Origin of the sequence: uncultured Desulfovibrio sp., assembly GCF_944324505.1 — a bacterium.
Classification (GTDB): domain Bacteria; phylum Desulfobacterota; class Desulfovibrionia; order Desulfovibrionales; family Desulfovibrionaceae; genus Desulfovibrio.
On sequence record NZ_CALUWO010000001.1, the window covers coordinates 215,997 to 228,203 of the forward strand.

Below are 12,207 nucleotides of genomic sequence, written 5' to 3' on the forward strand. Positions count from 1 at the left end.
CCTAGACCAGGAGCATCTCATCCAGGGCTGCCCCGGCGGGCACCATGGGATAGACGTTTTCTTCACGCTCCACGGATATGTCCACAAAGGCCGGATTGGGCGAATTGAGGGCCGTTTCCAGCACGGCATGCAGCTGCGCCGGATCGGTGATGCGGTAGCCTTCGGCCCCGTAGGCCTCGGCCAGCCTGACGAAATCGGGCTGGGCCTCCATATTGGTGAAGCTGTAGTTATGGTTGTAGAACAGTTCCTGCCACTGGCGCACCATGCCAAGGTAGCGATTGTTGAGAATGATGACCTTGATGGGCAGTCTGTACTGCACCACGGTGGCCAGTTCCTGAATATTCATCTGAATGGAACCGTCACCGGCCACGGCAATGACCTTTTTGTCGGGGAAGGCACACTGTGCCCCGATGGCGGCCGGAAAGCCGTAGCCCATGGTGCCCAGGCCGCCGCTGGTCAGCAGGGTACGCGGCCGGGTAAAGGAATAGAACTGCGCCGCCCACATCTGATTCTGGCCCACCTCGGTGGTAACAATGGCTTCACCCTTGGTGAGCTGGTACAGTTCCTCGATGACGTGCTGCGGCTTGATATGGTCGTTGGGATGATAGCAGAGGGGCTTGCTTTCCTTCCACTGCTCGGCCGTCTGCAACCAGACGGCATGCTCCCCGGCCCAGTCCACATTGGCCATCTTGCTGCGGGCGATTTCCAGCATGCCGGACAGGGCCTGACGGCAGTCCCCCACCACGGGAACATGCACTTCCACATTCTTGCGGATGGAGGTGGGGTCAATGTCGATGTGGATAATGCGCGCATGCGAGGCAAAGGCCGAAATCTTGCCTGTGACGCGGTCATCGAAGCGCGCCCCCACGCAGAGCAGCACATCGGCATTATTGATGGCCATATTGGCGGCATAGGAACCGTGCATGCCCACCATCCCCAGCCACAGGGCATCTGTGGCCGGAAAGCCGCCCAGCCCCATGAGTGTGCAGGCCACGGGCACATGCATCTCGTGGGCCAGCTCGCCCAGCACCGTGGCGGCATCGGCCATGATGACCCCGCCGCCGGCCAGAATGAGGGGACGACGGGCCTGGGCCAGAACCTCCATGGCCCGGCGCAGCTGATTCAGATTGGGCTTGTAGGTGGGATTGTAGCTGCGCATGTAGATGTCTTCGGGCCAGACAAATTCGGCATGGGCCTGCATGACATCCTTGGGCAGGTCCACCAGCACGGGGCCGGGCCGCCCGGAACGGGCCAGATAAAAGGCCTGGCGGATGGTCTTGGCCAGCTTGCGGATGTCCTTGACCAAAAAATTGTGTTTGGTGCACGGCCGGGTGATGCCCACGATGTCCACTTCCTGAAAGGCATCATTGCCGATGAGTTTGGTGGGCACCTGCCCGGTGAGCACCACCAGCGGAATGGAATCACAGTAGGCCGTGGCTATGCCCGTCACGGTATTGGTGGCGCCGGGTCCGGACGTTACCAGACAGACGCCGACCTTGCCGGACGCACGGGCATAGCCATCGGCCGCATGCACAGCCCCTTGCTCATGCCGTACCAGAATGTGCTTTAGCTCAGGGTGGCGTGGCAGCTCGTCATAGATGTCAAGAACAGCACCGCCCGGATAGCCGAACAGCACATCCACGCCTTCCTTTTTCAAGGATTCAAGGAGAATCTGTGCACCTGTGAGTTCCATATCAATAAGGCTCCTGCGCGCTAGTTGTTTGCCGCGCGATATTTATCAAGCAATTCCATGAGTTTGGTCTTGCCTTCCAGCTTCTGCTTCTTCAGCTGCTTGAGGGTCTGATCTTCGGTGGGCGTACGATAGGCCTTGGCTTCCAGCTTTTCCACCTGCTTTTCGTACAGCACGTGGTCTTCCCAGAGGGATTTCAGCTCCGGATCAGTGGGGGCCATCTTCTCGAGCAGTTCAATTTCATGCTGATCCATAAGAAATCTCCAGTGTTACAGGGTTCTGCGCCCGTGGGCGCCATAGTGCTCATGCCAGAGTGGCGGCGTACTGCACAAGCGAACGCACCACAATCTGATTAAAGAGCTGGATGGCCAGAAGCACCACCACCGGGGAAAAGTCCAGCCCCCGGCAGTAGGTAAAGGGCATCCATTTGCGGACACGGTAAAAAACAGGTTCCGTCATGACACGCAGGGCGCGCACCACGGGGTTATACGGATCGGGACGCACCCACGTCACCACAGTGGCCACAATCACGACCCAGAAATACAGATTGAGCAGCGTTCCCAGCAGGCTGGCAACGGCAACAATGATATTTTGCAACAAAAACATGCTTACTCCACGCTCGGTCCGAGAATCTCGCGCAGGGCGGCATAGTCTGCCGCCACCACATCACCGGACAGGCTCCTGTTTCCAAAAGCGGCAAAGGGAATGCCCGCCCCCACGGCGGCATCGCGATCATGCTGGCTGTCGCCCACAAAAAGCACGGCTTCCGGCGCCAGCCCCCACTGCTTGAGGATATACTTTGCCCCGTCCGGGCAGGGCTTGGGAGGCATTCCCCTATCTGCCCCGACTACAGGATTAAAATAGGGAGACATACCAAAAATGTCCAGAACCCTTTCTATGCCTTTCTGTGTGCGGTTGGTATCCACCGCCATGCGCACACCATGGCCGTGCAGCCACAGGGCCATGTCGCGAAAGCCCGGATACAGCACCAGCAGCGGCATGATGTCCCGCTGATAGTTGACCACGTGGCGTGTCACATAGTCAATCTGGCTGTGCAGCTCCGGCGGCAGCAGATAGCGCAGCGACTCCAGCGCCGTGGCCATGAAGCAATACTGCTCCTGTTCCGGCGTCATGGGCGGCAGGCCGAAATAGGCCAGAATGCGATTGTAGAAAATGCCGTTGGTGGCGCAGGAATCGATGATGACCCCGTCACAGTCGAAAATGACCCCCCGGAGTCTTCCGGGAAAGGCGTTCATGCCTCCCGCCCCCATGTGACCAGCAGAAATTCCCGCTGCCAGTGGACACGGCAGCGCAGCGCACGCGGCCGCCGCAACAGCTGCCACAACGGGGCGCGTACCCCGCACAGCGCCGGCCCGTCTGCGGGAAAAAGCGCCTGCTCCGCAGCCGTCAGGGGGCGCAGGTCCTCCCGTTCCAGCAGCGCCTGCCGCATGGCCCCTTCGGCCAGCAGCACGGCCCCTTCCGGCAGAAAGACGGCCGCCGCATCCAGCACACGCTCCCACGGCGGCAACAGGGACATGTCCGCCGCATCCAGCGCAGCGGCTTCCGCGCCGGGGCCATGCCCCGGCAGGCGGGCGGCCATAGCCGGCACTTCGGCGTCCTCTGCCGCTTCGCCCAGCATGGCGGCCAGCGCGTCCTGCCCGGCGCGCATGTGACGGTCCAGCGCCGCCATCTCCGCCAGGCGTTCCTCCTGCAACCAGCTCCAGAGCAGCATGCGCTGGGCTGCGCGGGTCAGTTCCTCCTGCTCTGCCTGCTCCGCCGCCCGGGCAGCGTGTGCTGCCCCGTCCTCCCCGCCGCCGCATGCGGCAAAGGCCTGTCGCGCCGCGGCCTCGCTCTGCCGGCGCAGCGCGTCCTCGCGCCCGGCCAGCTGGCCCAGCGTTTCCAGCGGTACGCCGGAAAGCGCGGCCTGGCCCAGGCGGCGCATGTCTTCCAGGCAGGCAGCCGCCTCTTCAGGAGTATAGGGCAGGTGGGGCGGCGTGAACCACGGCCCCTGCGGGGCAGGCGTTTCCAGCCAGCGGTTCCGCCCCAGGGCAAGACGAGAAGGCGCCCGCATGCTCAGGGGCAGTCCAGGCCAGAGGCGGGGCACGGCGGCCAGCGCCGCCGGCGACGTGGCATCAAGCGGCCCGCGCACGGCAGGCAGGCGAAGAAGAAAAGAAGGCATTGCGGTCAGTTCCTTTGCTGCTCACAAAGATAGCCATGACCATCGCCAAAAGCAAGCCGGCAAATGTTTTCCCCTTTTTTTCAAAAAATCTTGTCAAAAAGTGTGCAGCCGTGTATACGGCAGTCTGTAGCCTCCGGCATTGCCGTTGTCTGCCCGGGCAGCAGGCTTCTGGACATGGCCGGCCGGGCGCCATCACCGATGGCGTCCGGCCCCCTTGAATCATACTATTATACTAAGGAATTGGAGCAATGCACATGGAACAGGGAACCCTTCGCCTCAAGACCGGTCTGGCCGAAATGCTCAAGGGCGGCGTGATCATGGACGTTACCACCCCCGAACAGGCCGTCATTGCCCAGGAGGCCGGCGCCTGCGCCGTCATGGCCCTGGAACGGGTGCCGGCGGACATCCGCGCCGCCGGCGGCGTGGCCCGCATGGCGGATCCCACCGTGGTAGAGCGCATCATGCAGGCGGTCACCATTCCGGTCATGGCCAAGGCGCGCATCGGGCATTTTGTGGAAGCCCGCATTCTGGAAGCCCTGGGCGTGGACTACATTGACGAAAGCGAGGTGCTTACCCCGGCCGATGACCGCTACCACATCAACAAGCGGGACTTCACCGTGCCCTTTGTGTGCGGCTGCCGCAACCTGGGCGAGGCCCTGCGCCGCATTGCCGAAGGCGCAGCCATGATCCGCACCAAGGGCGAACCGGGCACCGGCAACGTCATCGAGGCCGTGCGCCACTGCCGCCAGGTACTGGACGACATCCGCCGCCTGTGCGTGCTGCCCGAGGACGAGGTGCCCAACTACGCCAAGGAAATGGGAGCGCCCCTGGAAATCTGCCAGCTGGTGCGCAGCCAGGGCCGTCTGCCCGTGGTGAACTTTGCCGCCGGGGGCATTGCCACCCCGGCCGATGCGGCGCTCATGATGCAGCTGGGCTGCGACGGCGTTTTTGTGGGCTCCGGCATCTTCAAGTCCGGCGATCCGGCCCGGCGGGCCAGAGCCATTGTCCAGGCCGTGACCAATTACCAGGACTATGCCCTGCTGGCCGAGATTTCCAAGGACCTCGGCGAACCCATGGTCGGCATTGACATCAGTGCCATTCCGGCGGAACAGCGCATGCAGGAACGGGGCTGGTAATGGCCTGCATAGGCGTACTGGCCCTGCAGGGGGCCTTCCGCGAGCATGTCCGGGTACTGCGGCAGCTGGGCGCCGATGTCCGCGAGCTGCGCCAGCGCCGTCATCTGGACGGCGTGGATGCCCTGGTTATCCCCGGTGGCGAAAGTACCACCATGGGCCGGCTTCTGCTGGCCCTGGACATGATGGAACCGCTGCGGCAGCGCATTGCCGGCGGCATGCCGGTTTACGGCAGCTGCGCCGGCCTGATCCTGCTCTGCCGGAACATCGAGGCATCGGACCAGCCGCGCATCGGTCTGCTGGACGCCACGGTGCGCCGCAATGCCTTCGGCCGGCAGGTGGACAGCTTTGAAACCCTGCTGCACGTCAAGGGCCTGGATGCCCCGTTGCAGGCGGTCTTCATCCGGGCGCCCCTCATCACGGCCGTAGGCCCGCAGGTGGAGGTGCTGGCCCGCGAGGACATGTGCCGCCATGGCGGTACAGGGCACAGCATCGTGGCCGTGCGGCAGGGGAACATTCTGGCCACGTCCTTTCACCCTGAACTGACGCCGGACACGCGCCTGCACGCCAGCTTCCTGCAAATGGTGGCCGCCTAGCCGCCGCCGGGGAGCGGTCCAGGCCCCCGCAGGGCCGCGCATCCGCTGCGGCCCGGACGGAAGACGGTCCGGCCGCTCCCCGGCCGTTCGCGGCGCATGCGGCGGCACGCTGGCCCCCTGCCCGTGCCGGTTCATGCCGGTCCGTGCCAGTCCACCTGTCCGCATCAGTCCGGCCGGTCCGTATCAATTCATCACCACAATAAAAAAAAACGGGCGCCGTTCCCTGCGGAACGGCGCCCGATGCTTCCTGCCTGCGTGCCGGTACCCTACTTGGCAAAGCCGGAAGCCCGGCGCTCCCGGATGACCGTCACCCGAATCTGTCCCGGATAGGTCAGGTTCTTCTCGATCTTGTCCGCAATGTCCTTGCAGAGCAAATAGGTGGCATCGTCGTCCACGCTTTCGGGATTGACCATGACGCGGATTTCGCGACCGGCCTGAATGGCATAGGCCTTGGAGACGCCTTCAAAGGAATTGGCAATATTTTCCAGGTCTTCCAGGCGCTTGACGTAATTTTCCAGCAGTTCCTTGCGGGCGCCTGGCCGTGCCCCGGAAATGGAGTCCGCCGCCTGCACCAGCACGGCCAGCGCCGTGGACGGCCGCTGATCCTCGTGATGTGCGGCAATGGCGTGCACGATTTCCTTGCTTTCATTGTACTTCTTGGCAATGTCCGCACCGATGATGGCGTGGGGGCCTTCCACCTCATGGTCCACGGCCTTGCCGATATCATGCAGCAGGCCGGCGCGTTTGGCCTTTTTCACGTCCATGCCCAGTTCGGCGGCCATCATGCCGCACAGGGCAGACACTTCCAGCGAATGCTGCAGGACGTTCTGCGTAAAGGATGTCCGGTAACGCAGCTGCCCCAGCAGGCGCACGATTTCGGGATGGATACCGTGCACGCCGGCATCAAAGGTGGCCTGTTCGCCCACCTCGCGCACCTGGGCGTCCAGTTCCTGCTCGCATTTCTGCACCACATCCTCAATACGGGCGGGATGGATGCGGCCGTCCTGGATGAGGCGCTCCAGGGCCATCTTGGCCACCTGGCGCCGCAGCGGGCTGTAAGCGGAAAGAATGACCGTTTCCGGCGTGTCGTCAATGATGAGGTCAACGCCGGTGGCCGCCTCCAGGGCACGGATATTGCGCCCTTCCCGGCCGATGATGCGGCCCTTCATGTCTTCGCTGGGCAGGCTGACGGCTGTGACGGTCTGTTCGTTCACATAGTCGCCGGCATAGCGCTGGATCACATTGCACAGGATTTCCTTGGCCTTGCGGTCCGCCGTTTCCCTGGCTTCCGTCTCGATCTGGCGGATCATGCGGGCGGATTCGTGGCGGGTGCGGGCCTCCACTTCGGCCAGCAGGCGTTCGCGGGCCTCCTCGGCCGTGAGGCCGGCAATTTCGGCCAGGCGATTTTCCTGTTCCTCGATGCGCGTCTGGAGATATTCCTCGTTTTCCGCCAGCTGGCGTTCCTTGCGGGCCAGGTCCTTTTCGCTGGCCAGCAGCTCGTGTTCCCTGGCGGTGGCCTTTTCCAGCTTTTCTTCCAAGCGGGTGCCCATTTCCTCCAGCTTGCGCTCGCGCAGCTTGGCTTCGCGCTCCCGCTCCTTGAATTCGTTTTCCAGTTCGCGCTTCTGATTATAGAGATCGTCCTGCCCCTGCAGGAGAATTTCCTTTTTCTGCGCCTGGGCTTCCTTGCGGGCCTCTTCCACAATGCGCCTGGCCAGGTCTTCGGCATCGCCGATGCGTCTGGTCGTGGCACGCTGCTGGAAAAAAATCCCGATGGCTCCACCAGCCGCCAGCGCCAGAACAATCATTACCACAGCCATACTATCCATAACCCCCCCGATATGTGACGGCCCTGCCGTCAAAACGTCGCGTTCCTGCGCGGCGGTCAGCTGGAACCATTCGTTCTTCGCGCCACGGCGGCAAACGAAACGATACCCGCAACAGTACAGGGCGCTCGGCAGAGCGCCTGCACGGCGGGCAATCGTGAGCTGGCCGGAGCATTTTTCTCGGAACATGCTCCCGACCACGGCGAAAAAGGGGGCAGGCAAAAATGCGCCCGAAAGGGCGCACGACAAGGCACACCCGGCACTGCCGGGACAAATTTCCCCAAGGAGCCGTGTCATGACTTCGGTGCAGAACCTGGTCTCCCAGGGTGGGTGCCGCGTCGTTTCCTTCAGGCTTCCCTTTGCAGGCTTGCACACCGGAAACGGGTAGACTCCCTTTTTTTATGCTTGTAAGGTCAGCACCGAGACATAAATCACGCACACCCCAGGGAATTAAAGAGGTTGCGACTCTTCTATTTGCGTAAGCAGGTTCTGGATGCGATTCTGCACATCCTCCTGCTTTTTCTGCGCTTGCAGTAAATCATCCGCCAGCCCAAGGGCAAGGAACGTCAGCAAAATATCCTTGCTCTGCGCGCCGTGGGACCTCAGTTTCAAGTCGGCGTACCGTTCTTCCAGCAGATCGATGGTCGCCTGGATGCGTTCCATGTCCGCTCCCGGGCGAAAGGCGATCTCCCGCCCCAGAATGGTCAGCCTGTGCACATTTCCCTGGCTCATTCTACGCTGGTGCTGTCATGCTCTTCCACGGCCCGCAGCAGGGCGTCCAGACGTTGCAGGACTTCAGCCCGCAGGGCCTTTTCCTGGGCAAGAGCCTCCAGCAGCGCATGATTCTCCACTTCCAGAGCTTCCTTGTCCCGTACAGCCTGTTCCCGTTCTTCCTGCAGGCGCTTCCGTTCTGCCACCAGGGCATCCAGTTTGCGCAGCATTTCCGAAACCCGGACTTCAAGCTGTTCGAGAACTTCCATGGTTTTTTGTATAGCATTGTGGCGGAATGAAGGCAAGACACCGGCAGAGCCTTCTGCCGAAAAGCGCTTCCCCGGACAAACAAAAAGGGGAAGGGCCTGCGCCCTTCCCCCTGTATGCCGGAATGCTGCCTGCCTAGCCGCGGCGGGGCAGATTTTTCTGCCGGCCACGGGCTATGCCCATGGTCTTGTCGGGGACATCCTTGGTGATGACCGAACCGGCCCCCACCAGGGCGCCGTCCCCCACCCGCACGGGGGCCACCAGGGCCGTATTGCTGCCGATGAAGGCCCGCTCGCCGATGTGCGTCTGGTACTTGTGCTGCCCGTCGTAATTACAGGTAATGGTGCCTGCCCCGATATTGGCATGGGCGCCGATGACGCTGTCGCCCAGATAGGAAAGATGATTGGCCTTGGCGCCCTTTCCCAGGCGGGTTTTCTTCAGCTCCACGAAATTGCCCACATGGGAGCCTTCTTCCAGTTCCGCGCCGGGGCGCAGGCGGGCATAGGGGCCTACCAGGGCCTGCGGCCCCACATGGGCCTTTTCCAGATGGCAGAAGGGACGCAGCTGCGCGCCCCCTTCCACCCGGCTGTTGTCAAGGACGCAGTGGGAGGCAATGCGGGCATTGCTGCCCACAAAGGAGGCGCCGTAAATTTCGCAGGGACCGGTGATTTCCGCCCCGGGTTCCACCTGGGCCAGCGGGCTGATGCGCACGCTTTCCGGCGCGTGCAGCATGACCCCGGACGCCATGAGCCGCTGGTTCACCATGTCCTGCATGAGGCGCTCGCAGGCGGCCAGCTCCAGGGGAGAATTGATGCCCAGCAGGCTGGTGTCGTTGCCGCACTGCACCCCCACGACCTGCATGCCCTCGCTGACGGCCAGCCCCACCAGATCGGTGATGTAGTATTCCCCGCTGCGGTTGGCATTGGTGATGCGGGGCAGCAGGGCACGGGCACAGGCCATATCCAGAAGATACATGCCCGCATTCACTTCGCCCGTGGCAGCGCCATAGCGCTCCAGATCATAATCCTTGGCCTCCACAATGGCCTGCACGCTGCCGTCGTCATGGCGCACCACGCGGCCGTAGGCGGCCGGATCATCCAGGGAAATGGTGGCAAAGGCCAGCGGGGCATGCCCCGCCCCCTGCAGGAAGTGGCGCACCACCTCCGCCGTCAGCAGCGGCGTATCCCCATTGACCACCAGCAGGCGGTCCACCCCGGCGGCCTCCAGGGACGGCATGGCCGTTTGCAGGGCATGGCCGGTACCGAGCTGCTCTTCCTGCTGCACAAAATGCTCCTGGGGAAAGGCTTCCCGCACCATGTCCGCCCCGTGGCCCACCACGATCCACACGTCATCGCCAAAGACCGGGCGCAGGGCCTCGCGCACATGGCACAGCATGGTTTCCCCCAGCAGGGTCTGCAAAACCTTGGGACGCAGCGAATGCATGCGGGTTCCCTTGCCCGCCGCCAGTATGAGAGCTGCCTCTTTGGGCATGATCATTCTCCTTCTTCTCGGAATATGTGGGCGATACGATAGTCACCTCCCCCGGCCAAGGCAAGCGACAAACAGGTGAAGAATGCGCGAAAACTCCGCCACAGACAGGACGCTGCCAGGGGCACACAGGCAGCCTCCGAAGCGGCAGGCGCAGCGCGGCAGCGCTGCCGGCGGGCCGCCCCGCCCGAAAAACACTTGACCAGCCCGGACAAGGGGGCCGCTCCTTCCCTGAAGCGGGCGGACAATACGTCAGCCCTGCGGAAAAGGGCCTGGGAGAGCGGAGGAGACCCGCTGACACCGGCAGCGCGGTCTCCTCCCGGAACGTATCTGCTGTGCCGGCAGAGGCTAGTCGGGAACAACGCCGCTGCCGTGACACACGGGGCAGGGCACATTGTTCCCGCAGCGGAAGCAGCTGCCGGGCAGAATGGTGGTCCGTCCGCCGCAGCGGGGACAGGTTTCCTCGCCTGTTTCGGTTTTCACCGTACCGGCACCAAGACATTCGGGACAACGGACGCGCAGCTGATGGTTCCAGCATACGCCGCAGGTCACGCGACCCACACCTTCACACTGGGGACAGGTACTCATCTGTTTTCTCCTGAGAAAGAGCCATACGGCCATGGCCGTCTGCCGGATGGGGAAAGATGACGGCCGTATCACGGTAGACTGGCCCCCCTTCCGCCGTCAACCGGGCATCTGCCTGTCCGCGCGGCAGTGTCCCTCGCCTGACGTTGTCAGCGCACCACACAAAACACGGATAGAGTGCCCGCGATGCAAACAAAAAACTTGCTATCTAAATTTTTTGTTGATAAACGGAGGGTGACAAAGGAGGTACCATGTCTGCTTCACCGGCTTTTACCGACATGATTGCACGCCTCATGCGTGCCCTCAATGCCCACAGCGACGCTGAACTGGCCCGCGCACTGGACATCAGCCCCCAGTCCGTCCACGGGGCGCGGCGGCGGGGCGAGGTACCGCCCTCCTGGGTTCAGCTCTGTGCCGAAAAAACGGGCTGCAATGCCCACTGGCTCTTTTTTGGCAAAGGCCCCATGTTTCTGCCCGCCGGCCGGGACGGTCTGCCGCCGGAGGCCACGGCCCCGGCGGACAGCGTGGACATGATCACGGTGCCGCTGGTGGAGGCCCGCCTTTCTGCCGGAACCGGCAGCATGGAGGTGAGCAGCGAGCGCGGCGGCGGCCATGCCTTCCGCAGCGACTTTCTGCACCGCAAGGGCAATCCCAAGCGCATGGTGCTCATGCGCGTTTCCGGAGACAGCATGGAGCCGGAAATCTTTGACAATGACCTGGTGCTGCTGGATCAGGGCCAGAAGGAGATCACCCCGGGGCGCCTCTATGCCGTCGGCTTTGAGGATGCCATCTATATCAAGCGGATCGACAAGCTGCCGGGCCAGGTCATCCTGCGCAGCGTCAATCCGGCCTACCCGCCCGTAACCCTGGACCTGCGCGGCGACTGTGCCGACCAGTTCCGGGTCATCGGCCGGGTGCTCTGGTCCGGCCGCGAATACAAATAGGCCCGCTGACCAGGCCCGCCGGCCGTCTGGCCGCCCTTTCCTGCCCCCGCACGGACCGTGCCGGACGTCCCTCTCCTGCCCGGTGCGGTCCATTTTTTTGCTGTCGGCACCGGTGCAGCGGCCATGCGGGATTTCCTGCCCCCCTGCCGGCAGCGGGCACCCCGCGCTACGGTGCTTCCCGCACACGGGGGGTAGCGGTCCGGGCATGCGGCATGCGTTGTGGAAGCGCCCCCGGAGCGCTTCCACAGGAAACAGGCCCGGACCGACCGGGGGACCACGGGGCTAGAGCTGCTGCTGCACCGCCTCGGCAAAGGCCTTCACATCATCCGGGGCTGACGAAACATCGCCATCCACCTTGAGACCTTCGGTCATGATGATGGCGCCCAGCTCGCGCCCGCGGGCCTCGATGGCATCCACGGCGCCGCAAAAGTGCTCGTAGCTGCTGTCGCCGGAGGCAAAGGCCGCCAGCTTTCGCCCTGCCAGGCCCATGCTGTCCATTTCGGCAAAGAGCGGCGCAAAATCGTCCTGCAGTTCCAGCTCTTCCATACCCCAGGCGGAGCAACCCAGCAGCACGGCATCAAAGCCGTCTGCCAGACCGGGAGCGGAAACCTCCGCCGCGTTGCGCAGGTCCACCTCGTGGCCGGCTGCCGTCAGATAGTCCCGCAGCTTCTGCGCGATGCCTTCCGTATTGCCGGTGCTTGACCCGTAGACGATGAGAATCCTGCTCATGCTGAACTCCTTTGGCGCAAGGCCGGTTGTGTGTCTATGTAGAAAATGAATTTCACTTTCAA

14 protein-coding genes and 1 other RNA gene are annotated in these 12,207 nt (G+C 63.1%); 3 read left to right on the forward strand and 12 right to left on the reverse strand.

Going from position 1 to position 12,207, the window contains the following annotated elements; all coding sequences use genetic code 11:
* Window position 1: 1 nt before the first annotated feature.
* Genes ilvB through Q0J57_RS01030 form a run of 5 tightly spaced genes read right to left on the reverse strand, consistent with a single transcriptional unit; the run spans window position 2 to window position 3,869 of the window.
* On the reverse strand, window positions 2-1,693 hold the full coding sequence (gene ilvB, locus Q0J57_RS01010; protein ID WP_297215892.1) for a biosynthetic-type acetolactate synthase large subunit: 1,692 nt from the start codon (window positions 1,691-1,693) through the stop codon (window positions 2-4).
* A 20-nt stretch (window positions 1,694-1,713) separates the two neighbouring features.
* On the reverse strand, window positions 1,714-1,944 hold the full coding sequence (locus tag Q0J57_RS01015; protein WP_297215895.1) for a YdcH family protein: 231 nt from the start codon (window positions 1,942-1,944) through the stop codon (window positions 1,714-1,716).
* A gap of 49 nt (window positions 1,945-1,993) precedes the next feature.
* Window positions 1,994-2,296, reverse strand: coding sequence for a YggT family protein (locus Q0J57_RS01020; protein ID WP_297215898.1), 303 nt, complete (start codon window positions 2,294-2,296; stop codon window positions 1,994-1,996).
* 2 nt (window positions 2,297-2,298) lie between these two features.
* Window positions 2,299-2,946, reverse strand: a complete 648-nt coding sequence (locus Q0J57_RS01025; protein WP_297215901.1) for an HAD-IA family hydrolase — start codon at window positions 2,944-2,946, stop codon at window positions 2,299-2,301.
* On the reverse strand, window positions 2,943-3,869 hold the full coding sequence (locus Q0J57_RS01030; protein ID WP_297215904.1) for a hypothetical protein: 927 nt from the start codon (window positions 3,867-3,869) through the stop codon (window positions 2,943-2,945). The genes Q0J57_RS01025 and Q0J57_RS01030 overlap by 4 nt, the downstream gene beginning before the upstream one ends.
* Before the next feature lie 254 nt (window positions 3,870-4,123).
* Here Q0J57_RS01030 and pdxS point away from each other — a divergent pair, with 254 nt between their 5' ends.
* Both pdxS and pdxT read left to right on the forward strand, forming a co-directional pair.
* Window positions 4,124-5,005 carry a pyridoxal 5'-phosphate synthase lyase subunit PdxS gene (pdxS, locus tag Q0J57_RS01035; protein ID WP_297215907.1) on the forward strand — a complete coding sequence of 294 codons (882 nt, stop codon included), beginning with the start codon at window positions 4,124-4,126 and terminating at the stop codon, window positions 5,003-5,005.
* Window positions 5,005-5,598 carry a pyridoxal 5'-phosphate synthase glutaminase subunit PdxT gene (pdxT, locus tag Q0J57_RS01040; RefSeq protein WP_297215911.1) on the forward strand — a complete coding sequence of 198 codons (594 nt, stop codon included), beginning with the start codon at window positions 5,005-5,007 and terminating at the stop codon, window positions 5,596-5,598. The genes pdxS and pdxT overlap by 1 nt, the downstream gene beginning before the upstream one ends.
* A gap of 266 nt (window positions 5,599-5,864) precedes the next feature.
* Here the strand turns inward: pdxT and rny are convergent, their stop codons facing one another.
* From rny to Q0J57_RS01070, 6 genes are all read right to left on the reverse strand, one after another.
* A complete protein-coding gene (gene rny / locus Q0J57_RS01045) occupies window positions 5,865-7,424 on the reverse strand; it encodes a ribonuclease Y (protein ID WP_297215913.1) in 1,560 nt (519 codons plus the stop codon).
* 270 nt (window positions 7,425-7,694) lie between these two features.
* Window positions 7,695-7,873, reverse strand: a non-coding RNA gene (gene ssrS / locus Q0J57_RS01050) — 6S RNA.
* Window positions 7,872-8,153: a cell division protein ZapA gene (gene zapA, locus Q0J57_RS01055; RefSeq protein ID WP_297215915.1), complete on the reverse strand. Its 282-nt coding sequence runs from the start codon at window positions 8,151-8,153 to the stop codon at window positions 7,872-7,874. Before zapA ends, ssrS begins: the two co-directional genes overlap by 2 nt.
* The gene (locus tag Q0J57_RS01060; protein ID WP_297215918.1) at window positions 8,150-8,401 is read right to left on the reverse strand and encodes a cell division protein ZapB; all 252 of its coding nucleotides are present in this window, start codon (window positions 8,399-8,401) and stop codon (window positions 8,150-8,152) included. The genes zapA and Q0J57_RS01060 overlap by 4 nt, the downstream gene beginning before the upstream one ends.
* A 133-nt stretch (window positions 8,402-8,534) precedes the next feature.
* Complete coding sequence (glmU, locus tag Q0J57_RS01065; RefSeq protein ID WP_297215921.1) at window positions 8,535-9,890, reverse strand: bifunctional UDP-N-acetylglucosamine diphosphorylase/glucosamine-1-phosphate N-acetyltransferase GlmU; 1,356 nt, start codon at window positions 9,888-9,890, stop codon at window positions 8,535-8,537.
* A gap of 345 nt (window positions 9,891-10,235) precedes the next feature.
* Complete coding sequence (locus tag Q0J57_RS01070; RefSeq protein WP_297215925.1) at window positions 10,236-10,475, reverse strand: molecular chaperone DnaJ; 240 nt, start codon at window positions 10,473-10,475, stop codon at window positions 10,236-10,238.
* A 248-nt stretch (window positions 10,476-10,723) separates the two neighbouring features.
* Between Q0J57_RS01070 and Q0J57_RS01075 the strand changes: the two genes are divergently transcribed.
* Window positions 10,724-11,416 carry a helix-turn-helix transcriptional regulator gene (locus tag Q0J57_RS01075; RefSeq protein WP_297215928.1) on the forward strand — a complete coding sequence of 231 codons (693 nt, stop codon included), beginning with the start codon at window positions 10,724-10,726 and terminating at the stop codon, window positions 11,414-11,416.
* A 282-nt stretch (window positions 11,417-11,698) separates the two neighbouring features.
* Here Q0J57_RS01075 and Q0J57_RS01080 read toward each other — a convergent pair whose 3' ends face one another.
* A complete protein-coding gene (locus Q0J57_RS01080; protein ID WP_297215931.1) occupies window positions 11,699-12,145 on the reverse strand; it encodes a flavodoxin in 447 nt (148 codons plus the stop codon).
* Between the last annotated feature and the right edge of the window lie 62 nt (window positions 12,146-12,207).

Excerpts from the sequence above, each read along its gene's own strand:
- Q0J57_RS01025 (WP_297215901.1), bottom strand. The coding sequence starts at position 2,946 with ATGAACGCCTTTCCCGGAAGACTCCGGGGGGTCATTTTCGACTGTGAC.
- Q0J57_RS01080 (WP_297215931.1), bottom strand. The coding sequence starts at position 12,145 with ATGAGCAGGATTCTCATCGTCTACGGGTCAAGCACCGGCAATACGGAA.
- Q0J57_RS01070 (WP_297215925.1), bottom strand. The coding sequence starts at position 10,475 with ATGAGTACCTGTCCCCAGTGTGAAGGTGTGGGTCGCGTGACCTGCGGC.
- ilvB (WP_297215892.1), bottom strand. The coding sequence starts at position 1,693 with ATGGAACTCACAGGTGCACAGATTCTCCTTGAATCCTTGAAAAAGGAA.
- pdxS (WP_297215907.1), top strand. The coding sequence starts at position 4,124 with ATGGAACAGGGAACCCTTCGCCTCAAGACCGGTCTGGCCGAAATGCTC.
- Q0J57_RS01015 (WP_297215895.1), bottom strand. The coding sequence starts at position 1,944 with ATGGATCAGCATGAAATTGAACTGCTCGAGAAGATGGCCCCCACTGAT.
- glmU (WP_297215921.1), bottom strand. The coding sequence starts at position 9,890 with ATGCCCAAAGAGGCAGCTCTCATACTGGCGGCGGGCAAGGGAACCCGC.
- Q0J57_RS01075 (WP_297215928.1), top strand. The coding sequence starts at position 10,724 with ATGTCTGCTTCACCGGCTTTTACCGACATGATTGCACGCCTCATGCGT.
- rny (WP_297215913.1), bottom strand. The coding sequence starts at position 7,424 with ATGGATAGTATGGCTGTGGTAATGATTGTTCTGGCGCTGGCGGCTGGT.
- Q0J57_RS01030 (WP_297215904.1), bottom strand. The coding sequence starts at position 3,869 with ATGCCTTCTTTTCTTCTTCGCCTGCCTGCCGTGCGCGGGCCGCTTGAT.
- Q0J57_RS01060 (WP_297215918.1), bottom strand. The coding sequence starts at position 8,401 with ATGGAAGTTCTCGAACAGCTTGAAGTCCGGGTTTCGGAAATGCTGCGC.
- zapA (WP_297215915.1), bottom strand. The coding sequence starts at position 8,153 with ATGAGCCAGGGAAATGTGCACAGGCTGACCATTCTGGGGCGGGAGATC.
- pdxT (WP_297215911.1), top strand. The coding sequence starts at position 5,005 with ATGGCCTGCATAGGCGTACTGGCCCTGCAGGGGGCCTTCCGCGAGCAT.
- Q0J57_RS01020 (WP_297215898.1), bottom strand. The coding sequence starts at position 2,296 with ATGTTTTTGTTGCAAAATATCATTGTTGCCGTTGCCAGCCTGCTGGGA.